Genomic DNA, 21504 nt, shown 5'->3' with positions numbered 1-21504 from the left:
GGAGAACACCATGCCTCTCACGCGCCGTGACTTCCTGAAGGCCTCCGCCGCCGCCTCCGCCCTGGCCGGGCTCGGGCTCCCCGTGGACGCGCTCGCCGCCGAGGGCGGTGAGCGCTGGGTGAAGTCGGTCTGCCGCTACTGCGGCACCGGCTGCGGCCTGTACGTCGGCGTCCGCGACGGCAAGGTGTTCGCCGTCAAGGGCGACCGGGACAACCACAACCGCGGCCTGCTCTGCCTGAAGGGCTTCCTGCTGCCGCAGATCATGTCGGCGCCGGATCGCTGCCTGCACCCGCTGGTGCGCAAGGGCGGCAAGCTGGTGCGCGCGAGCTGGGACGAGGCGATGTCCCTCGTGGCCCGGCGGTTCCGCGAGGCCGTCGAGGCGCACGGACCGGGCGCGGTGGGCTTCTACGGCTCCGGCCAGGGGCTCACCGAGGAGACCTACGCGGCGAACAAGCTGTTCAAGGCGGGCCTGCGCACGAACAACGTCGAGGGCAACCCGCGCCTGTGCATGGCCTCGGCGGTCGGCGGCTACCTCAGCACGTTCGGCAAGGACGAGCCGATGGGCTGCTACGAGGACATCGACCACGCCGACGTCATGCTGCTGGTCGGGTCGAACGCGGCCGAGGCGCACCCCATCCTGTTCGAGCGGATGGCCCGCCGGAAGCAGACCGGCAAGGACGTGAAGGTGATCGTCCTCGACCCGCGGCGCACCCCTACCGCGCGCATCGCCGACCTGCACCTCTCCTTCACGCCGGGCACCGACCTCGCCATCCTGAACGCGATGGCGAACGTGCTCGTCGCCGAGGGGCTGGTGGACGAGGCCTTCCTGAAGGCGCACGTCGCGTTCGGCGAGGGCAAGGACGTGAACCGGGCCTGGGAGGACTACCGGGCCTTCCTGGCGCCGTACACGCCCGTTCGCGCGGCGGAGCTGTCCGGCGCGCGCGCCGAGGACATCGTCACGGCCGCGCGCTGGTTCGGCGAGAAGGGGCGCACCGCCACGTCGATGTGGTGCATGGGGCTCAACCAGCGGACCCGGGGCGTGTGGGCGAACAACCTCGTCCACAACCTCCACCTCCTGACCGGCAAGATCGGCCTCCCCGGCTCGACCCCGCTGTCGCTCACCGGGCAGCCGAACGCCTGCGGCGGCGTCCGGGACGGCGGCGCGCTCTCGCACCTCTTGCCCTACGGGCGCGTGATCGCGAACGAGAAGCACCGCGCCGAGATGGAGAGGCTCTGGAACGTGCCGCCCGGCACCATCCAGCCCGAGAACGGCAAGGCCACGATGGACCTGTTCCAGGCGCTGGAGGCGGGCGACCTGAAGGCGCTCTACGTGATGACCACCAACCCGGCCCAGTCGCTGCCGAACGTGGACCGGTACCGGAAGGCGCTCGAGGCGCGCAAGGCGTTCCTGGTGGTCACCGAGGCGTTCCACCCCACGCGCACCTCCGAGCTCGCCGACGTGGTCCTGCCGGCCGCGCTGTGGGCCGAGAAGGAGGGCGTGTACGGCTGCACCGAGCGGCGCTACCAGCTGCTCGAGCAGGCGGTCCGCCCCGCCGGCGAGGCGCGGCCGGACTTCGCCATCCTCTGCGACCTCGCCGCGCGGCTGGGGCACGGCGAGCTGCTGCCCTGGAGGCGCCCGGCGGAGGCCTGGGACGAGATCCTGACGCTGAGCAAGGGGACCGCGTACGACTTCACCGGCATGACGCGGGCCCGCCTGGCCGAGTCGCACGGGCTGCTCTGGCCGCTGCCGTCGGAGGGCCACCCGGGCACGAAGCGCCGCTTCGTGAAGGGCGAGGACCCGCTCGTCCCGGCCGACGCGCCCGACCGGATCCGCTTCTACGGCCGGCCCGACGCGCGCGCGGTGGTCTGGCTGCGCCCGCACCAGCCGCCGGCCGAGGTGACCGACGCCGCGTACCCGCTGGTCCTCACCACCGGCCGCGTCATCGAGCACTGGCACACCGGGACCATGACCCGGAACTGCAAGGAGCTGCGCCACGCGAACGCCGAGTCGGTGGTGGAGCTCCACCCCGACGACGGGAAGCCGCTCGGGATCCGGACCGGGGACGAGGTGCGCGTCAGCTCGCGCCGCGGCGCCGAGACGTTCAAGGCGAAGCTGGTGGACGGCGCGCGCCCGGGCACCGTGTTCGTGCACATGCACGACCCGCAGCGCATGTGCAACCGCCTCACCATCGACGCGGTGGATCCCGTGTCCAGGCAGCCCGAGTTCAAGATCTGCGCGGTGAAGATCGAGCCGGTCCGCAAGGCCTGAGCCGGAGGGAGGTCCACATGCTCGTCGCGGGGGTGGTGATCGAGACCGTGCCGGGGGCGGCGCCCCGGGTCGCCGTTCGGCTGCTCTCCGAGCCCGCGCTGGAGCTGGAGGGCGGGGACGGCGACCGCCGCCTGGCGGCCGTGTTCGCGGGCGCCGACGGCGCGGCGCTCGAGGCGCTCGCGGACCGGCTGCTCGCCGGGGACGACGAGGTGCTGGGCGTGTACCCGACCTACGTCGCGGACGAGCCGGGCGACGGCGGGGCCTGAGCGCCGGCCGCGGCGCCGTCGCCCTCGAGCCGCGCGTCCAGGGCGGTCGCGGCCACGATCGCGATCGAGCGGAAGAAGAACCCCACGCCCGGGATCGCCAGCACCGCGCCCACCGCGACCCCGAAGCCGGCCGTCTCCCAGGGGTGGCGCTCGGTGAACTGGACCTCCTCGGCCCACGGGCGCGTCAGGCGCGCGAGCAGCCGGCCCGCCCAGCGGAACGGCCGGAGCAGCCACAGCGCGCCGCCGAGCCGCTGCAGCGCCCGCGCGTACCAGGGGGTGTCGGCGCCCCGCCGCGGCCCGGGGATCGCCTCCAGCGGCAGCTCGAACGCGTCCACCAGCACCCAGTAGAACGCCCAGGCCGCGCCCATGGCGACGGTGGCGAGCTTCCCCGGCAGCATCGCGAGCACGATCGCCACGGGGAACAGGCCCGCCGAGACCACCACCGCCTGGCGCAGCGCCTTCACCCACTCGCGCAGCACCATCCGTGGCCAGCGCTGGCCGGCGAAGGGATCCTCGCCCGCCGGGAGGCCGAGCGCGCGGCGCGCCTCCAGCGCGACGCGCATCCACTGCCGCTGCAGCAGCGTGGGGGGCATCGAGGCGAGCCCGACGAAGGTGACGGTGAACACGTGGAGCGCGCCCGGCCCGGTGACCGCGCCGTCGGCGGCGTCGCCCGCCACCGTGAGCGCGGCGAACACCGCGCATCCCGCCGCGGTGAGCGCGGTGGGCAGGAGCGCCGCCCGGCGCAGCGCCGCGTCGTCGGCCAGGAGCCGGGCCGCGCGCAGCACCTCGCCCGCCGCCCACCGGGCGCGCTCCAGCCGGCCGGCGTCCGCCGCCGGCACCGCCGCCGCGCGGTCCGCCGCCCCCGCCACCCCCGCCTCGCTCAACGCGTCACCTCGGCGAGGAAGCTCGTGCCCACCTCGGACCGGACGCCGAAGTACTCCGCCACGGTGGCCCCGAGGTCGGCGAAGGTGGCGCGCGTGCCGAGGTCGCCGCCGCCGCGCCCGGGCGCGTGCACGATCAGCGGCACGTGCTCGCGCGAGTGATCGGTGGACGGGGTGGTCGGATCGCAGCCGTGGTCGGCGGTGAGCGCCAGGAGCTCGCCCGGCCCGAGCCGGTCGAGGATGGCCGGCAGCCCGCGGTCCAGCTCCTCCAGCGCCCGCGCGTAGCCGGCCGGATCGTTGCGGTGCCCGTAGAGCATGTCGAAGTCCACCAGGTTCACGAACACGAGGCCGCGGTCCACCCGGTCGAGGAGCGCCGCGGTGCGGGCCAGGCCGTCGGCGTTGCCGGCCGTGTGGATCTCCTCGGTGATGCCGCGGCGGTCGAAGATGTCCGGGATCTTCCCGACCCCGACCACCGGCACGCCCGCCTCGACCAGCCGCTCCAGCACGGTGGGCGCCGGCGGCGGCATGGAGAAGTCCTTGCGGTCGTAGGTGCGCGCGTAGCTCCCCGGCGTCCCCACGAACGGGCGCGCGATCACCCGCGCCACGCGCCACGGATCGAGGATGCGCCGCGCGGTCCGGCACCAGGCGTACAGCGTCTCGAGGGGCACCGTGTCGGTGTGGGCCGCCACCTGGAACACCGAGTCGGCCGAGGTGTAGACGATGGGCTTGCCGGTGCGCTGGTGCTCCTCGCCCAGCTCCTGGATGATCACCGTGCCGCTCGCGACGGTGTTCCCGAGGACGCCCGGCGCGCCGGTCTCCCGGACGAACGCCTCGAGGATCTCCGGCGGGAAGCCGCGCGGGAACGTGCGCAGCCCCTCGCGCAGCACCACGCCCATCATCTCCCAGTGGCCGGTGGTGGTGTCCTTTCCCTCCGAGCGCTCCGCCATGCGCCCGTGGAACGCGGTGGGCGCGGGATCCGGCGGCACCCCCTGGATCGCGGTCACGTGGCCGAGGCCCATCCGGCCCAGCACCGGCAGCGAGAGGCCGCCCACGGCGCGGCTGGTGTTGCCGAGCGTGTCGGAGCCCTCGTCGCCGTAGGCGGCGGCGTCGGGGAGCGCGCCGCAGCCGGCGCTGTCGGCGACCAGGATGACGAGGCGGCGGCGGTTCGTGCTCATGCCCGGATCCTAACCCCGGGGGCGCCGCGCGGCGCGGTCACGGGAAGGCGCCGGACACGAGCGCCACCGAGGCGGAGGCGCCGATCCGGCTCGCCCCGGCCGCGAGCAGGGCCCGGGCCGCCTCCGCGGTGCGGATCCCGCCGGACGCCTTCACGCCGACCTGCTCGCCCACGACCGAGCGCAGCAGGGCCACGTCCTCCACCGTGGCGCCGCCCCCGGCGAACCCGGTGGAGGTCTTCACGTACGCGGCGCCGGCGCAGCGGGCGAGCGCCGCCGCCACGACCTTCTGGTCGCGGGTGAGGCGCGAGGTCTCGAGGATGACCTTCACCGGCACCGCCACCGCCCCGATCACCGCGCGCAGGTCGTCGAGCACCTCCTCGTGGCGGCCGGCGAGCAGCGCCGGCAGCCGGACCACGAGGTCCAGCTCCTCCGCGCCGCGCCGCGCCGCCTCGCGCGCCTCCGCCACCCGCGCCCCGGTGCCCGCCTCGCCGCGCGGGAAGTCCACCACCGCGATCGCGAGCACGCCGCTGCCGTCCAGCGCGCGCCGGACCTCCTCCACCGCCTCGGCGCGCACGCACACCCCGGCGAACCGGTGCGCGCGGGCCTCGGCGCAGGCGCGGCGCACGTCGTCGGGCGTCGCGTCCGGCGCGAGCACGGTGTGGTCCAGGTACGGCGCGAGGTCGCGCGGGGTGCGGATCGCCTCGACGGGAACGGAGCGCATGCGCGGATGCTACCGCCCGCCGCGCGCCCCGCCCAGCGACACCACGCCGTCGCCGGCCGGCTCGCCGCAGTCCTCGGCCTCCTCGTCCTCGGCGTCGAGCCAGGGATCGCGGCCGGTCGCGTCGGCGAGCTGGCGGTGGAGGTCGCGGTCGAGCAGGTGCGAGGGCACCACGTGCCCGAGCGCGTGAAGCAGGTTGCCCTTCACCGCCGGGTGCTCGGCGGACAGCTCCGCCAGCAGCCGCTTCACGCGCTTGCGGCGCAGGTTGGGCTGCGAGCCGCACAGGTCGCACGGGACGATGGGGAAGCGCATCGCCTCGGCGAACGCGGCGACGTCCTCCTCCGCCGCGTAGCAGAGCGGCCGGATGACCACGTTGCGGCCGTCGCGCGAGCGGAGCTTGGGCGGCATGCTCTTCAGCGCGCCGGAGTAGAGCGCCGAGAGGAGCAGCGTCTCGACGAGGTCGTCGCGGTGGTGCCCGAGCGCGATCTTGGTGCAGCCCATCTCCACGGCGGCGTTGTAGAGGACGCCGCGCCGCAGGCGCGAGCAGACCGGGCAGGTGGTCTTCCCCTCCGGCACGAGCCGGCGCACCACCGAGTAGGTGTCGCGCTGCAGCATGCGGTAGGGGACGCCCAGCGACCGGAGGTGGTCCTCCACCACGTGCGCCGGGAAGCCGGGCTGCCCCTGGTCGAGGTTCACCGCGACCAGGTCGAAGTCGATGGGGGCCCGCTCGCGCAGCCGCATGAGCAGGTGGAGCAGGGTGTAGCTGTCCTTGCCCCCGGAGACGGCGACCATGATGCGGTCGCCCTGGGAGACGAGGTCGAAGTCGCGGATGGCCTCTGCCGTCGCGCGCAGGAGCTTCCGCTCCAGCCGGTGGATCTGCTGCATGGCGGGGTTCTAGCGCGGCCCAGCCCCGGCGGTCGAGCGGTGCGGCGCCATTTCCGTTTGACGCCGCCGCTTTCGTTGGGATAAAGGCCCGGTCTCTCCGCCCAGGACGAGGAAACATGCCTGCCAAGGACCTCGGGACCAAGCACAGCTGCTTCAAGTGCGGCACCAAGTTCTACGACATGAAGAAGCCGGTCCCGGTCTGCCCGAAGTGCGGGGCGGATCAGCGCGAGAGCCCGGCCCTGAAGCCGCCGCCGACCGAGCGGAGGGCCCGGGCGGCCGCCCGCCCGGTCGAGCCGGAGGCCGAAGAGGTCGAGGTAGACACCGAGGAGCTCGAGGACGACGCGGACGACCTGGAAGAGGCCGCCGACGACGACGAGCCCTGACCTGTCGCCGCCGCGCCCCTGCGCGGGCGTGCGGCCGAGTTCACCTTTCGTCAACTCACGGCGCGCCGTCGCCCGTCCGGGCCATGGATCCGCGCGCGCCGCGCTCGGCACCCGGGCGAGGCCCCTAACGCGACGTTGACCCCCTGCCGAGCCCTGACTAAGTGCTCGCGGTGACCGTCGCCACCGCGCAGGCCCGCACCGCTCCGCAGCCGCTCGCCTACCTCAAGGACCTCGTCCTCCTCTCGAAGCCGCGGCTCTCGGGGCTGGTGATGATCACCTGCGCCGGCGGCATGTGGCTCGCGCCCGGCCAGATCGGCGCCGCCCGCGCCGTGCTGACCGTCCTCGCCACCGCGGTGGTGGTCGGCGCCGCGAACGCGCTCAACTGCTACCTGGAGCGCGACATCGACGCGCGGATGCGGCGGACCCGCGACCGCCCGCTGCCGGCCGGCCGCGTCGATCCGTTCGTGGCGCTCGGGCTCGGCATCGCCGCGCCCGCGTTCGCGATCCCGATCCTCTCGCTCGCCGCCAACGGGCTCACCGCGCTGCTCGCGCTGGTCGCGCTCCTCACCTACGTGCTCGTGTACACGCCCATGAAGCAGCGCTCCGCGACCGCGCTGTTCGTCGGCGCGGTGCCGGGCGCGATCCCGCCGCTGATGGGCTGGACCTCGGTGACGGGCGGGGTGGACGCCGGCGGGCTGGCGCTGTTCGGCCTCCTGTTCGCGTGGCAGCTCCCGCACTTCCTCGCCATCTCGCTGTACCTCCGCGAGGACTACCAGCGCGGCGGGCTGCGCATGTTCGCCTCGGTGCACGGCGAGCGCGCCACCCGGCTCTGGATGGCGCTGACCACGATCCTGCTCCTGCCCGCCTCGCTGGCGCTCGTGCCGCTGGGCCTGGCCGGCACCGGCTACGCGATCACCGCCGCCGTGCTGGGGCTCGCGCTCTCGGCCTACGCCATCTCCGGCATCGGCCGCGAGGGCGGGCGCTGGGCGCGCACGTTCTTCCTCGGGACGCTCGTCCACCTCACCGTGCTGTTCGTGGCCCTCTTCCTCTCGCGCTGACGTGCCCGCCCCCGCCGCCATGCCGCGCGCGCCGGCGCGCCTCGCGCTGAAGGACGTCGCGTTCCACCACTGCGCGCGCGAGGTGCTGCGCGGCGTCTCGCTGGAGGTCCGCGCCGGCGAGGTGTTCGGGCTGCTCGGGCCGAACGGCGCGGGCAAGTCCACGCTGTTCTCGATCCTGGCCGGCCTGCTGCCGCCCGCGGCCGGCCGGTTCTGGCTCGACGGCCGGGAGATCCCCGCCGGCGCCCGCGCGCTCCGGGCCGCCTCCGGGATCGTGTTCCAGTCGCCCGGCCTGGACGGGAAGCTCTCCGCCGAGGAGAACCTGCGCCTCGCCGCCGCCATGCACCGGGTCCCCCGCGCCGAGGCCCGCCGCCGGATCGCCGCGCTGCTCGCCGGCGCGGGCCTGGCCGATCGCGCGCGCGAGCCGGTGGACCGCTTCTCCGGCGGCATGCGCCGGCGCGTCGAGCTGGCGCGCGCGCTGGTGCACCGGCCGGCGCTGCTCGTGATGGACGAGCCGACCACCGGGCTCGACGCCGGCGCGTTCCAGGCGTTCTGGGACGAGGTCCTGGCGCTCCGGCGCGAGCAGGGGCTCACCGTGGTGCTCACCACCCACCGGCCCGACGAGGCGGAGCGCTGCGACCGCCTGGCGGTGCTCTCCGGCGGCGCGGTGGTCGCGTGCGAGTCGCCGGAGGCGCTGCGCGCGCGGGTGCCGGGCGACGTGGTGGTGGTCGAGGCGGACGCGCCGGACGCGCTCGCCGCGGAGATCCGCGCCCGCCTGGGCCTCCCCGCCCGCGTGCGCGACGGCGCGGTCCACGTCGAGCGCGAGGCCGGGCACACGCTGGTGCCGCGGATCGTCGAGGCGTTCCCGGCCGGGCGGCTGCGCGCCGTCTCGCTGCGGCGCCCCACGCTCGCCGACGCCTACCTGGCGCTCACCGGCGCCTCGCTCGAGGACGCCGCCGAGGTGGCCGCGTGAGCCCGGCGCGCCCCGAGCCCGTCGCCGGCGCCGCGCCGCCCGGCGCCGCCCCCGCCGCGCCGCTGCCCGCGCCCGGCCCGGCCCTCGCCTACGACGTCGCGACCGCGCTGGTGCTCTGGCGCCGCGACCTGGTCCGCTTCTTCCGGCAGCCCTCCCGGCTCGCCGGCGCGCTGGGCCAGCCGCTGATCTTCTGGTTCGTCATCGGCTCCGGCATGTCCGGCACGTTCCGGATGGCCGGCAGCGGCACCGGCTACCTCGCCTACTTCTTCCCCGGCGTGGTGCTGATGGTGGTGCTGTTCGCGTCGATCTTCACCACGCTCTCGGTCATCGAGGACCGGCACCGCGGCTTCCTGCAGGGCGTGCTGGCGGGGCCCGGCTCGCGCGCGTCGCTGGTGGCGGGCAAGACGCTCGGCTCCGCCTCCGTGGCGCTCAGCCAGGCGGCGCTGTTCCTGCTGCTCGCCCCCGCGGCGGGCTTCCCGTACGGCTCCATCGACTGGCCGCTCCTCGTCGCGGCGCTGGCGCTCGCCGCGATCGGGCTCGCCGCCCTCGGCTTCGCGGTGGCCTGGTTCATCGACAACGTGCAGGGCTACCACGCGGTCCAGATGACGCTGCTCGTGCCGCTCTGGGTGATCTCCGGCGCGATGTTCCCGGTGCCGGCCGACCGGCCCGGGTTCGCCGCCGCGATGCGCTGGAACCCGGTGTCGTACGCGGTGTCGGCCGCGCGCCGCGCCCTGGCCGGCCCCGACGCGCCGGGCGCGCTGCCCGGGTCCGCCGCGCGAGACCTCGCCGTCCTGGCCGCGTTCGCGGCGATCGCCCTCGCCGCCGCCGTCCTCTCCACCCGCCGGGCCCCGCGCGCATGACCCTCGCCGAGATCCTCCCCACCGTGAACGCCGTCCTGAACGGCACCAGCGCCGCGCTGCTCCTGGCCGGCTTCGTGGCCATCCGCCGCGGCGCCCGCGACGTCCACCGGGCGCTCATGCTCGCCGCCTGCGCCAGCTCGGTGCTGTTCCTGGCCGGCTACTTCACGCGGATCGCGCTGACCGGCACCCACCGCTTCCCCGGCGGCGGCGCGCTCCGCGCCGCCTACCTCGCCGTGCTCGGCTCGCACACCCTGCTCGCCGCGCTGGCGGCGCCGCTCATCCTGCGGACGCTGTTCCTGGCGTTCCGCGCCCGCTTCCCGGATCACCGCCGCATCGCGCGCGCCGCGCTGCCGGTCTGGATGTACGTCTCGGTGACCGGCGTCGTCGTCTACGTGATGCTGTACCACCTGGCGCCGGCGCCGTAGCGCGGTCCGCCGCGCCCGCCGCCGCACGCGGGGCAGGCGGCGCGCGCCGCTCCCGAGGCGTCAGGGGATGGTGCCGCTGGAGGCTGCGAGCTGGTCCACCAGCGCCTGGACGCCGGCGGCCGTCACGCCCGACCGGTTCATGGCGGAGCCCGCGAAGGTGGTCATGGCGCCGGACAGCCCGCGCGTGCCCGCGTTCGCCGCCATCATTCCCGGGCCGCCGCCCATCATCCCGCCGCCGCCCATGGAGATGCCGGTGCCGCCCATCATCCCGTTCATGACGCCGTCGCTCGCGTCCTCGGCCATGGCGGTGACCATCGCCGACGAGGAGCCGGTCATCCCCACGGTCCGCGCGTACTCGGACATGGCGGCGATGGCCATCCCGTGGTCTCGCTGGTCCTGGGTCGCGCCGGCGCCCGAGCCCGCGACCGACGGGTCCATGGGCATGGTCCCGAGGACGTCGCCGGCCATGAAGTAGCTGCCGACCCCGGCGTTGGCCGCCCCGGCGCTCGCGGTGGTCATGCCGCCCGGCGTGCCCTGCGCCATCGCCTGGGCCATGGTGGTGAGCGGCGTCACGTGCACGCCCGAGGTGGTCGCGCCCGCCGCCACCGACGGGACGCACGCGGTGAGCACGTCGCCCGACGCCATGGGCATCGCGGTCCCGGTGGCCTCGTCCACGAACGTCGCGCCGGCCACCTCGAGCATGACCGGCCCGGCGTACGGGCCCAGGCCGACGCTGAACGCGCCCGCGGCGCCGAGCGGCGCCGCCCCGAGCGCCTGCCCGCGCGCGCCGCCGGTCACCGCGTACGCGGTGACGGTGCCGCCGGACATGGCGCCCATGAACGCGGTCCCGGTCATCGTTCCCCCTGCGCCCTGCCCCGAGCCGCCCGCGCCGGGCAGCTGCCCGCCCGCGCCCGAGAGCTGCGCGAGGCACGCCTGCAGGTCGTCGGCGGTCAGGCCGGACCGGTTCCGCGCGGACGCGAGGAAGGCGCGCATCGCGTCGGCGAGGCCCGAGCTCCCGGCCGACGGCGCCATCATCCCGCCGCCCATCCCGCCCATCCCGCCCATCGAGACGGGCGTCGCGCCCATCATCCCGTCCATCACGCCATCCGACGCGTCCGCCGCCAGCGCGGTCGCCATCCCCGCGGACGAGGTCATCCCGAGCGCCATCGCCTCCTGGGACATCGCGGCGAGCGCCATCCCGTAGCCGCGCTCGTCCTGCGTCGCGCCGGCGCCGGCGCCCGCGGCGGTCGGATCCATGGGCGCGACGCGCAGCACGTCGCCGGCCTGGAAGTACGCCCCCACCGACGCGTTCGCGGCCGCCACGTTCGCCTCGGTCATCCCGCCGGGCATCGCGGCGGCCCGGGCGCGGGCCATCGAGGTGAGCGGCGTGACCTGGATGCCGGCGGTCGCGGCGTCGGCGGCGACGGAGGGGATCGCGCAGCCCAGCGCGTCGCCGGACCCGAGCGCCATCGAGGCGCCGGTGGCCTCGTCCACGTAGCTGCCGCCGGTGGCCACCAGCATCACCGGCCCCGCGTGGTGGCCGATGGAGACGGTGAAGCGGCCGGCGGCGTCGGCGGTGGCCTCGCCGAGCAGCGCGCCCTGCGCCCCCCCGCTCAGCGCGTAGGCCCGGACCGACGCGCCCGCCACCGGCCCGAGCACCACGGCGCCGCCGATGGTGCCCGCCGGGGAGGAGCCCGGGGTGGAGCCTCCCCCGCCGCCGCCGCAGGCCGCGAGCAGGAGGGACGAGCCGATCAGGAGCGCGGTCGCGGCCGGTGCGGAGATCTTCATGGAGCTCCTCTCGCCCGGTCGGTGAGAGTGCCGGGCTCGCGGGATCGCGTGCGCCGTCACGCGCACCCGCCGCAGCAGGGGGAACGCACGCCCGAGGCGCGAATTCCGTGCCGGCACGGGGCCACCCGAGGCGGTGACGCACGCCCCGACGTACGCCCGCAGCCGCGGCGCCCGCCCGCCGGTCTCGTCGCGGCGCGTCGTTCGGGTCTCTTTCCACGGAGGGACGACGATGGCAACGAGCACGGGCTCGCACGGCTTCCAGGCGGCGTTCCAGGGGACCCCGCACTTCGGCCCGCAGCGACACGTGCGTCAGGAGACGGCGTCGGCGAGCGGTGGGCGCTCTTCGATCGCGGCGCCCCCCGCGACGGCGGGCGGCGGCACGGCGCGCGCGTCCGCGGAGTCGATGCGCGTCCCGGGCCCGACGCGGAGCCGGGTGCCGCGCCACACCACGTCCCGGCGCAGCAGGCCGTGCAGCCAGGCCGCCCCGAACACGAGGTCCTTCAGCGGCACCACCGCGAGCTGCGCGAGCGTGAACCCGCCGGGCCGGAGCGCGCGCGCGGCCGCGCCGTCGAGCCCGGTCTTGGCCGCGACGGCCACGCCGAGCGCGGCCAGCGTCCCGGAGGACGGCGCCACCGCGGCGCCGAGCGCGGCGAGGAGCACCGGGTTGAGGAGCACCTGCGCCGCGTAGACGCCCCGGCCCACCGCCTGGCGCTGGAGCACGGCCCACCGCCGGTAGCGCGCCGCGAACTCGCCGACGCTGCGCCGGCCGCCCACGTTGCGGATCGGGCGCACCGCCACCGCGACCCGCTTGCGCAGCACCGTGCCGACCATGCGCCCGAGCACGTAGTCCTCGGCGAGCACGTCCTTCACCGCCGCGAAGCCGCCCAGGGCGCGCAGGTCGGCGCGCCGGAGCGCCATCGACTTCCCCACCACGATGTCGCGCCCCGCCAGCCGCTTCGCCGCGAGGACGCCCGGCGTGATGGATCCGGCGAGGTGCAGGTCGTCCATGAGCCCGCCGAGCGTCTCCCCGCCGGCGCCGGCGATCGGGTGCGTCACCAGGCCCACGGTCTGGTCCTCGAGCAGCGCCACGATCTCGCGGACGTACCCGCGCTCGACGCGCACGTTCGAGTCCGACACCACCAGCACCTCGTGGCGGGCCGCCGCGGCCAGCGTGATCAGCTGGTTCACCTTCGGGTTCAGCCCGGGCTCGCCGCGCTGCACCGCCACCGAGAAGCGCCCCGGCCAGCGGCGCGCGGCCCAGCGGGCGACCGGCCAGGCCGCGTCGGCCTCGCTGCGCACGCCGAGCACCACCTCGTAGTCGGGCCAGTCGAGGACCGCGAACGCGGCCAGGCTCGCGGCGAGCCCGTCCTCGAGCCCGCACAGCGGCTTGAGGATCGAGACCCCCGGGGTGCCGAGCGGCACGCGCGGAGCCTGCCGCACGTGCCGCCACAGCACGAGGTGCTGCGTCGCGACCGCCGCGATCCCCACCGCGGCGCCGACCAGGAGGACGAGCGAGAGCCACTCCATGCAGGCCACCTCCGCGCTCCGGCGCACGCGCAGGATGGCGCGCGCGCATGTCGAGCGCGCGGCGGCGGCGTGACGAATCGGGTGCCGGGGCGGCCGGGTCGCCTTGACGCTTCCTTGACGGGGTGGGCCTGCACCTTGACGCCGCCCTGATGCCGCCCCGGGTAGCCTCCGGGGTGAAGGGAGCCGGCGCCATGGCCACCGACGCACCCCACCTCCGCCTCATCGGGCCCGCCGCGGCGGCGCTCCGCGCCTGGAGGCACCCGTGACCGACCTCCTGGCCGTCGGGCTCACGCTCGCGTTCTTCGCAGCCACCGCCGCGCTGGCGGCTTTCCTCGACCGCCTGTGAGGCCCGCCCCATGACCGCGCTCACGCTCGTCGCCGGCGCCCTCGTGGTCGGCCTCCTCGGCTACCTCGGGTTTGCCCTGCTCTTCCCGGAGAAGCTGTCGTGACCGCCGCCGCCCTCGCGGAGATCGCCGCGTTCTTCGGCCTGCTCACGGCCGCCGCCGTTCCCCTCGGTGCCTACGCCGCGCGGGTACTCTCCACGGCCCCGCCGCACGGCCGCGGTCCGGTCGCCCGCCTCGAGCGCGGCCTCTACCGCCTCGCCGGCGTGGATCCCGCCGAGCAGATGGGCTGGCGCCGGTACGCCGCCGCCGCGCTGACCTTCAACGCCGCGGGACTGCTCGCCGTCTTCGCGCTGGAGCGGCTGCAGGCGGCGCTCCCCGGGAACCCCGCCGGCCTCCCGGCGGTGTCGCCCCTCGTGGCATGGAACACGGCAGTCAGCTTCGCCACCAACACCAACTGGCAGGCCTACGGCGGCGAGTCGACCATGAGCCACCTGACGCAGATGGGGGCGCTGACGGTGCAGAACTTCCTCTCGGCCGCGACCGGCATCTCGGTGCTGGCCGCGCTCGTGCGCGCCCTGGCCGGGCCGGCGGGCAGCGGCCTCGGGAGCTTCTGGGTGGACCTCACGCGGGTGACGCTCCGGCTGCTCCTGCCGCTGGCCGCGGCCCTGGCGCTGCTGCTCGCCTGGCAGGGCGTGCCGCAGACGTCCTCCGCCGCCGCGCGCTGGCCGACGCTGTCGGCGACGGCCGCGAGCCCGGGCGCGGAGCAGGTGGTCGCCCTCGGCCCGGTGGCGTCGCAGGTGGCCGTCAAGCAGCTCGGGACGAACGGCGGCGGCTACTTCAACGCGAACTCGGCGCACCCGTACGAGAACCCCACCCCGCTCTCCAACCTGCTCGAGGCGCTCTCGATCCTCCTCGTCCCCGCCGCGCTCTGCTTCGCGTTCGGGGCGCTGGTGAAGGACCGGCGGCAGGGGTGGACCGTGTACTCCGCCATGCTCGCCATCCTCGTCCCCCTCACCGTCGCCACGGTCTCCGCGGAGCAGCGCGGAAACCCGGCGCTGGCGGCCCTCGGCGTCGATGCGTCCCCCTCCGCGCTCCAGCCGGGCGGCAACATGGAGGGCAAGGAGGCGCGGCTCGGGCCGGTGGACTCCGCGATCTGGGCGGCGGCCACCACCGCGGCCTCCAACGGCTCCGTCAACGCGGCGCACGACAGCTTCACGGCGCTCGGCGGCCTCTGGCCGCTCTGGCTGATGCAGCTCGGCGAGGTGGTGTTCGGCGGGGTCGGATCGGGCCTGTACGGGATGCTGCTCTTCGCGATCCTGGCGGTCTTTCTCGCGGGCCTCATGGTGGGCCGCACGCCGGAGTACCTGGGCAAGAAGGTCGAGGCGTACGAGGTGAAGATGGCGAGCCTCGCCATCCTCGCGCCCTCGGCGACGGTGCTCCTCGGGACCGCCGCCGCGTGCCTGCTGCCCGCCGGGTATGGCGCCGTCGGGAACCCCGGGCCCCACGGCTTCACCGAGCTGCTGTACGCGCTCTCCTCGACCGCGAACAACAACGGCTCCGCGTTCGGCGGCCTCGCCGCGAGCACGCCGTTCTGGACCCTGCTCACCGGCGTCGCGATGCTGGTCGGACGCTACTGGGTCATGCTGCCGGTCCTCGCGATCGCGGGGGCGTTCGCGCGCAAGCGGCCGGTCCCCGCCGGACCGGGGACGCTCCCGACCCATGGACCGCTGTTCGCCGGGCTGCTCGTCGCCACCGTGCTCCTGGTGGGGGCGCTCACGTTCCTCCCCGCCCTCGCCCTGGGCCCGGTGATCGAGCACCTCCAGGCCGTGCCGAGGTAACCATCATGGCCGCCCTCCTCGAGCAGCGCTCCCCTGCACCCAGGCCGCTCGCCACGCCCGCCGTCCTGCGCGCCGCGGCGCTCGACGCGGTCCGGAAGCTTCACCCTCGGCGCATGCTCCGCAACCCGGTCATGTTCACGGTCGAGGTCGGCAGCGCCTTCACGCTCGTGCTCTTCGCGCACGCGCTCGCCACCGGGCGCGGCGACGCGCCGCCCTCGTTCATCCTGGCGGTGTCGCTGGGGCTCTGGTTCACGGTCCTGTTCGCGAACTTCGCCGAGGCGGTGGCCGAGGGGCGCGGCAAGGCACAGGCCGACGCGCTGCGACGGGCGCGTCGCGAGGTGATCGCGGTCCGGCTGGCGGCGCCGTCCCGGGAGGCCGCGCGCGAGGAGGTCCCGGCGCCACGCCTGCGCACGGGCGACCTGGTGCTCGTGGAGGCGGGGGCGACGATCCCCGCGGACGGCGAGGTGGTGGAGGGGATGTCCTCGGTGGACGAGAGCGCCATCACCGGCGAGAGCGCGCCGGTGATCCGCGAGAGCGGTGGCGACCGGAGCGCGGTGACCGGCGGGACGCGGATCCTGTCCGACTGGATCGTGGTCCGCGTCACGGCGGAGCCGGGGTCCTCGTTCTTGGACCGGATGATCTCGATGGTCGAGGGCGCCCGGCGCCAGAAGACGCCCAGCGAGATCGCGCTCGACATCCTGCTGGCCGGTCTCACCATCGTGTTCCTCCTCGCGACCGCGACGCTCCTGCCCTTCTCCGTCCACGCGGTCAGGGCGTCGGGGCAGGGCGCGCCGGTCGGGCTCACCGTCCTCGTCGCACTCCTGGTGTGCCTGATCCCGACCACCATCGGCGGGCTCCTCTCCGCCATCGGCATCGCCGGCATGGACCGGATGATCCAGGCGAACGTGATCGCCACCTCCGGGCGCGCCGTCGAGGCGGCCGGCGACGTGGACGTGCTGCTGCTCGACAAGACCGGCACCATCACGCTGGGGAATCGCCAGGCGGCCGCGTTCCTGCCCGTCCGCGGCGTCTCCGAGCGCGAGCTCGCCGGGGCGGCGCAGCTCGCCTCCGTCGCCGACGAGACGCCCGAGGGGCGCAGCATCGTGGTGCTCGCGAAGGAGCGGCACGGGCTGCGCGCGCCCCACCTCGAGCCGGGGACCAGCTTCCAGGCGTTCACCGCGCAGACGCGGATGAGCGGCGTGGACCTGGGCGACCGCTCGCTGCGAAAGGGCGCGGTGGACGCGGTGGCCCGGTTCGTGGCGAGCCTGGGCGCGACGCTGCCGGCCGAGGTGCAGGCCATCGCCGACGACGTGGCGCGCCGCGGCGCCACGCCGCTCGCCGTCGCGGACGGGAGGCGCGCGCTGGGCGTGATCGAGCTGAAGGACGTGGTCAAGGGCGGGATCCGGGAGCGGTTCGCGGAGCTGCGGCGGATGGGCATCCGCACCGTGATGGTGACCGGCGACAACCCGCTCACCGCCGCGTCGATCGCGGCGGAGGCGGGCGTGGACGAGTTCCTCGCCGAGGCCACCCCGGAACGGAAGCTCGCGATCATCCGGGAGTGGCAGGCGAGGGGTCACCTCGTGGCCATGACGGGCGACGGCACCAACGACGCCCCCGCGCTGGCGCAGGCCGACGTGGCGGTGGCCATGAACACCGGCACGCAGGCCGCGAAGGAGGCCGGCAACATGGTGGACCTCGACTCGAACCCGACCAAGCTCATCCAGATCGTGGAGATCGGCAAGCAGCTGCTCATGACCCGCGGCGCGCTCACCACCTTCAGCCTCGCGAACGACGTGGCCAAGTACTTCGCCATCCTGCCGGCCGCCTTCGCGCTCACCTACCCCGGGCTTCGAGCGCTGGACGTGATGCGCCTCCACTCGCCCGAGAGCGCGATCCTCTCGGCGGTCGTCTTCAACGCGCTCGTCATCGTCGGGCTCATCCCGCTCGCGCTGCGAGGCATCGCGTTCCGGCCCGCCCCGGCGGCGGTGACGCTTCGCCGCAACGTGCTGCTGTACGGGGCCGGCGGGCTCGCGGTCCCGTTCGCCGGGATCAAGCTGATCGACCTCGCCCTCGCCGCGCTCCACCTGGTCTGAAGAGGTGCGCCATGCTCCGCCCCGCCCTCGCGCTGCTCGCCGCCTTCACGCTCCTCACCGGGCTCGCCTACCCCGCGCTCCTCACGGCGGCGGCGCAGCTCCTCTTCCCGTTCCAGGCGAACGGAAGCGTGCTGCCGCGCGACGCCCACCCAGCCGGCTCCGCCTTGATCGGGCAGCCGTTCCAGGACCCGCGGTACTTCTGGGGGCGCCCCTCGGCGACCGCGCCGATCCCGTACGACGGCCGCGCGTCGGCCGCGTCCCACCTCGGGCCGTCGAGCCCCGCGCTCGCGGAGGCGGTCCGCGGCCGCGTCGCCGCGCTCCGGGTGGCGGATCCCGGCAACGAGGCGCCGGTCCCGGTGGACCTGGTGACGGCCTCCGCGAGCGGGCTCGACCCCCACCTCTCGCCGGCCGGGGCGCTCTACCAGGTCCGGCGGGTGGCGGCGGCGCGCGGCCTGCCCGCGACGGAGGTGCGCGCCCTGGTCGAGCGCCACGTCGAGCCGCCACTGCTCGGGCTCTTCGGCGCGCCACGGGTGAACGTCCTCGCGCTCGATCTCGCGCTTGACGCGCTCGAGGCCCCGGGCGTTGATGCGGGGACGACCGAGGCGGAGGAGCCCGAGCCGTGACGTCGCCGGACCAACGACCAGATCCGGACGCGCTGCTCGCGCACGCGCGCGCCGAGGAGGACCGGGCGCGGCGGGCCCGGTTCAAGGTGTTCTTCGGCTTCGCGCCGGGCGTCGGAAAGACCTACCGGATGCTGCAGGTGGCCCGCGACCTGGTGGCGGAGGGCGTCGAGGTCGTGATCGGCGCGGTCGAGACGCACGGCCGCTACGACACCGCCGGCCTCATGCTCGGCCTCGAGGTGCTTCCGCGCCGCGCCCTCCCGCATCACGGCCGCGTCGTGGAGGAGTTCGATCTGGACGCGGCGCTCGCCCGCCGGCCCCGGATCCTGCTGCTCGACGAGCTGGCCCACGCGAACGCGCCGGGCTCGCGCCACGCCAAGCGCTGGCAGGACGTCGTCGAGCTGCTCGCGGCGGGCATCGAGGTCTACACCACGCTGAACGTGCAGCACGTGGAGAGCCTGAACGACGTGGTCGCGCAGATCACGCACGTGCAGGTGCGCGAGACGATCCCGGACTCGATCCTGGACCGCGCGGACGAGGTCGAGCTCGTGGACGTGGCGCCCGAGGAGCTCCTGGAGCGGCTGCGCGAGGGCAAGGTCTACGTCCCCGAGCAGGCGGCGCTCGCGCGCGAGCACTTCTTCAAGCGCGGCAACCTGCTCGCGCTCCGGGAGCTGGCGCTGCGCCGCATGGCGGACCGGGCGGATGTGGACGTGCTCGCGTTCCGGGAGGCGCACGGCGTCCGGCGCGCCTGGGCCACCGCCGAGCGCGTCCTCGTCTGCGTCGGGCACGCGCCCGACTCGGCGCGGATCGTCCGGGCCGGGCGGCGGATCGCCGCCGGCCTCCGCGCCCCATGGTTCGCCGCGGCGGTCGAGGCGACCGGCCAGCCCCCGCTCCCGCAGGAGGACCGCGACCGCCTGGAGGCGCACCTGCGCCTCGCCGAGTCGCTCGGGGCCGAGGTGGTGCGCCTCTCCGGGGTCCGCGTGTCCGACGGGATCCTGGACTTCGCGCGGCGGAGGAACGTCAGCCGGATCGTGCTCGGCAAGCCGCGCCACCCGCGCTGGCGGGACCGCCTGCGCGGCTCCCTCGTCGATGAGGTCATCCGCGGCAGCGGCGACATCGAGGTGCACGTGCTCGCCGGCACCGACGGCGATGGGCCCGGACGCGCCGCCCCGGCGCGCCGCGAGGGCCCCACGCCGCTCCGCGAGCACCTGCGGGCGGTCGCCATCATGGGCGTCACCACCGCCCTGGCGGCAGCGGCGCGGGCGCTCCTCCACGTGCCGGACGTGGAGATGCTGTTCCTGCTCGGCGTGATGGTGGTCGCGCTCACCAGTGGCCGCCGCGCCTCGGTCGTCGCCGCGGTGCTCGCCGTCACCTGCTACGACTTCTTCTTCGTCCCGCCGTCGTTCACGCTCGGCGTCACCGACGCCCGCTACCTCCTCACCTTCGCGATGATGCTCGGCGTCGGGGTGGTGATCGGGACCCTCACCCTGCGGCTGCGCGAGCAGCAGCAGGCGGCGGTGGCGCGGGAGCGGCGCACCAGCGCCGTGTACGCGCTCGGCAAGGAGCTGGCCGCCGCGGCGGACGCCGCCGGCGTGGGCGCCGCCTGCGTAGGCGCGGTCGCGGAGGCGTTCGACTGCGCGGCGGTGTTCCTGGTCGCGAAGGACCGGGAGACCCTCGAGCCGCTCGCCGCGGTGCCCGCCGGCGAGGCGCTCACGGCCGGGGCGCGCGCGGTGGCCCAGTGGGCCCACGAGCACGGCCGGCCGGCCGGCCGCGGCACCGACACGCTCCCGGGCGAGCCCGTGCTGTGCCTGCCGCTCCGGACCTCCGGGGACGTGCTCGCGATCCTGGCCCTCCGCGCGCCGCGCGAGCGCACCCTCGACGGCGAGCAGCGCGAGCTCGTGGAGTCGCTGGGGCGCCACGCGGCGGTCGCGCTGGACCGCGTGCGCCTCGCCGACGAGGCGCGGCGGTCCGCGCTGCGGGCCCGGACCGAGGAGCTCCGGAGCGGCCTGCTCTCCGCCGTCTCGCACGACCTGCGCACACCGCTCGCGGCGATCACCGGCGCCTCGACGCTGCTCCTCGACGCCGCCGTCGCCGACCCGGCGGTCCGCCGGGAGCTCGTCGCCACCGTGGTCGAGGAGGCCGAGCGCCTCGAGCGGCTCGTCTCGGACCTCCTCGACATGACGCGGCTCGACTCCGGCGTGGTCGAGCCGAGGCGGGAATGGGTGCCGCTCGTCGAGGTGGTGGGCGCCGCCATGAACCGCGTCGAGCGTGCCCTGGGGAACCGCCCGGTCGCCATCGCCCTCCGGGACGACCTCCCGCTCCTCTCCATCGACCCGATCCTGATCGAGCAGCTGCTCGTCAACCTGCTCGAGAACGCCACGAAGTACACGCCCCCGGGGACCGAGATCTCCGTCGCGGCGGTGCGTGAGGGCGGGACGCTGGTGATCGAGGTCGCCGACCGGGGACCGGGCATCCCGGCCGGCGAGGAGGAGCGCATCTTCGAGCGGTTCCACCGCGCCGCCCGCCCCGGCGTCCGCGGCGTCGGCCTCGGCCTCCCCATCGCGCGCGCCATCGCGCAGGCGCACGGCGGCCGCCTGACCGCCGCGAGCCGGCCGGGCGGTGGATCGGTGTTCCGGCTCACCCTCCCCGTCCAGTCGCCGCCCCCGGCGCCGCCGGAGCCCGCGCCGCCGCGCGGAGGCCCGGCGTGACCGCGGCCGGCCCGCTGGTGATGGTGGTCGAGGACGAGGTGCCGGTGCGCCGCTTCCTGGGCGCCGCGCTCGGCGCGCACGGCTATCGCGTCGTCGAGGCGGGGAGCGTCGCCGAGGCCGAGCGGCTCGCCCCGGGCCACAACCCGGAGGTCTTCCTCCTCGACCTCGGCCTCCCGGACGGCGACGGGATCGACCTGGCGCGCCGGCTGCGCGAGTGGTCGCGCGCGCCCATCATCGTGCTGTCGGCCCGCGGCCGCGAGGAGGACAAGGTGGGCGCCTTGGACGCGGGCGCCGACGACTATCTCACCAAGCCCTTCGGCGTGAACGAGCTGCTCGCCAGGGTGCGGGTCGCGCTCCGGCACGCGCAGGCGTCCCCGGAGCAGTCCCAGGTGGTCGAGGCGGGACCGCTCCGCGTAGACCTCGCGCGGCGCGAGGTCACGCTCGCCGGCGCCGAGATCCGGCTCACGCCCACGGAGTACCGGGTGCTCGCGCTGCTCGCCCGCAACGCGGGCAAGGTCCTGACGCACCGTCAGATCCTGCGCGAGGTGTGGGGGCCGAACGCGACCGAGGCGCACTACGTGCGCGTGCAGGTGGCCGAGCTCCGGAAGAAGCTCGAGGCCGAGCCGGCGCGCCCGCGCCTGCTCGTGACCGAGCCGGGCGTGGGCTACCGCCTCCGCGACCGGGTCGGCTGATGCG

19 protein-coding genes are annotated in these 21504 nt (G+C 75.7%); 13 read left to right on the top strand and 6 right to left on the bottom strand.

The annotated features are described in order from the left end of the window. Positions 1–10 precede the first annotated feature (10 nt). Both ADEH_RS04645 and ADEH_RS04640 read left to right on the top strand, forming a co-directional pair. Positions 11–2269, top strand: a complete 2259-nt coding sequence (locus ADEH_RS04645; protein ID WP_011419966.1) for a molybdopterin oxidoreductase family protein — start codon at positions 11–13, stop codon at positions 2267–2269. A gap of 17 nt (positions 2270–2286) precedes the next feature. Then, positions 2287–2535: a hypothetical protein gene (locus ADEH_RS04640; protein WP_011419965.1), complete on the top strand. Its 249-nt coding sequence runs from the start codon at positions 2287–2289 to the stop codon at positions 2533–2535. Here the strand turns inward: ADEH_RS04640 and ADEH_RS04635 are convergent. The 4 genes from ADEH_RS04635 to ttcA are packed head-to-tail and all read right to left on the bottom strand — an operon-like array spanning position 2499 to position 6194. Then, on the bottom strand, positions 2499–3419 hold the full coding sequence (locus ADEH_RS04635) for a hypothetical protein (protein WP_011419964.1): 921 nt from the start codon (positions 3417–3419) through the stop codon (positions 2499–2501). The two genes, ADEH_RS04640 and ADEH_RS04635, sit on opposite strands and share 37 nt — an antisense overlap. Continuing rightward, positions 3416–4591, bottom strand: coding sequence for a phosphopentomutase (locus ADEH_RS04630; protein WP_011419963.1), 1176 nt, complete (start codon positions 4589–4591; stop codon positions 3416–3418). The genes ADEH_RS04635 and ADEH_RS04630 overlap by 4 nt, the downstream gene beginning before the upstream one ends. Before the next feature lie 37 nt (positions 4592–4628). Further along, complete coding sequence (gene deoC, locus ADEH_RS04625) at positions 4629–5312, bottom strand: deoxyribose-phosphate aldolase (RefSeq protein WP_011419962.1); 684 nt, start codon at positions 5310–5312, stop codon at positions 4629–4631. A gap of 9 nt (positions 5313–5321) precedes the next feature. Next, positions 5322–6194: a tRNA 2-thiocytidine(32) synthetase TtcA gene (gene ttcA / locus ADEH_RS04620; RefSeq protein ID WP_011419961.1), complete on the bottom strand. Its 873-nt coding sequence runs from the start codon at positions 6192–6194 to the stop codon at positions 5322–5324. A 116-nt stretch (positions 6195–6310) separates the two neighbouring features. On the opposite strand from ttcA, the gene ADEH_RS04615 reads away from it, so the two are divergent. The 5 genes from ADEH_RS04615 (at position 6311) to ADEH_RS04595 (ending at position 9890) form a co-directional block, all read left to right on the top strand. Further along, positions 6311–6577: a TIGR02300 family protein gene (locus tag ADEH_RS04615; RefSeq protein ID WP_011419960.1), complete on the top strand. Its 267-nt coding sequence runs from the start codon at positions 6311–6313 to the stop codon at positions 6575–6577. A 170-nt stretch (positions 6578–6747) separates the two neighbouring features. Next, a complete protein-coding gene (gene cyoE / locus ADEH_RS04610; RefSeq protein WP_198133812.1) occupies positions 6748–7635 on the top strand; it encodes a heme o synthase in 888 nt (295 codons plus the stop codon). 1 nt (position 7636) lies between these two features. Next, positions 7637–8605: an ABC transporter ATP-binding protein gene (locus ADEH_RS04605; protein ID WP_232287430.1), complete on the top strand. Its 969-nt coding sequence runs from the start codon at positions 7637–7639 to the stop codon at positions 8603–8605. After that, complete coding sequence (locus ADEH_RS04600) at positions 8602–9465, top strand: ABC transporter permease (RefSeq protein WP_011419957.1); 864 nt, start codon at positions 8602–8604, stop codon at positions 9463–9465. Before ADEH_RS04605 ends, ADEH_RS04600 begins: the two co-directional genes overlap by 4 nt. Further along, the gene (locus tag ADEH_RS04595) at positions 9462–9890 is read left to right on the top strand and encodes a DUF420 domain-containing protein (RefSeq protein ID WP_011419956.1); all 429 of its coding nucleotides are present in this window, start codon (positions 9462–9464) and stop codon (positions 9888–9890) included. Before ADEH_RS04600 ends, ADEH_RS04595 begins: the two co-directional genes overlap by 4 nt. Positions 9891–9950: 60 nt before the next feature. Here ADEH_RS04595 and ADEH_RS04590 read toward each other — a convergent pair whose 3' ends face one another. Both ADEH_RS04590 and ADEH_RS04585 read right to left on the bottom strand, forming a co-directional pair. Next, entirely contained in the window at positions 9951–11678 is a 1728-nt protein-coding gene (locus ADEH_RS04590) for a hypothetical protein (RefSeq protein WP_011419955.1), read from the bottom strand. Between the two features lie 309 nt (positions 11679–11987). Continuing rightward, positions 11988–13205: a glycosyltransferase gene (locus tag ADEH_RS04585; protein ID WP_011419954.1), complete on the bottom strand. Its 1218-nt coding sequence runs from the start codon at positions 13203–13205 to the stop codon at positions 11988–11990. A 356-nt stretch (positions 13206–13561) separates the two neighbouring features. Between ADEH_RS04585 and kdpF the strand changes: the two genes are divergently transcribed. From kdpF to ADEH_RS04560, 6 genes are read left to right on the top strand one after another with little or no spacing between them, the layout of a single operon-like run. Beyond that, positions 13562–13654 (top strand): K(+)-transporting ATPase subunit F, encoded by a 93-nt coding sequence (gene kdpF / locus ADEH_RS22710; protein ID WP_081436898.1) that lies wholly within the window; start codon positions 13562–13564, stop codon positions 13652–13654. Beyond that, positions 13651–15387: a potassium-transporting ATPase subunit KdpA gene (gene kdpA / locus ADEH_RS04580; protein WP_011419953.1), complete on the top strand. Its 1737-nt coding sequence runs from the start codon at positions 13651–13653 to the stop codon at positions 15385–15387. The genes kdpF and kdpA overlap by 4 nt, the downstream gene beginning before the upstream one ends. Before the next feature lie 5 nt (positions 15388–15392). Further along, positions 15393–17480 carry a potassium-transporting ATPase subunit KdpB gene (kdpB, locus tag ADEH_RS04575; protein WP_011419952.1) on the top strand — a complete coding sequence of 696 codons (2088 nt, stop codon included), beginning with the start codon at positions 15393–15395 and terminating at the stop codon, positions 17478–17480. Positions 17481–17491: 11 nt separating this feature from the next. Then, positions 17492–18103, top strand: coding sequence for a potassium-transporting ATPase subunit KdpC (kdpC, locus tag ADEH_RS04570; RefSeq protein ID WP_011419951.1), 612 nt, complete (start codon positions 17492–17494; stop codon positions 18101–18103). Beyond that, complete coding sequence (locus ADEH_RS04565) at positions 18100–20808, top strand: sensor histidine kinase (RefSeq protein WP_011419950.1); 2709 nt, start codon at positions 18100–18102, stop codon at positions 20806–20808. Before kdpC ends, ADEH_RS04565 begins: the two co-directional genes overlap by 4 nt. Then, positions 20805–21500 (top strand): response regulator, encoded by a 696-nt coding sequence (locus tag ADEH_RS04560; RefSeq protein WP_011419949.1) that lies wholly within the window; start codon positions 20805–20807, stop codon positions 21498–21500. Before ADEH_RS04565 ends, ADEH_RS04560 begins: the two co-directional genes overlap by 4 nt. The last annotated feature ends 4 nt before the right edge of the window (positions 21501–21504 follow it).

The organism is Anaeromyxobacter dehalogenans 2CP-C (assembly GCF_000013385.1).
GTDB lineage: Bacteria > Myxococcota > Myxococcia > Myxococcales > Anaeromyxobacteraceae > Anaeromyxobacter > Anaeromyxobacter dehalogenans_B.
Note: the sequence above shows the minus strand (reverse complement) of the source record. Positions and strands in the feature narration are given on the sequence as shown.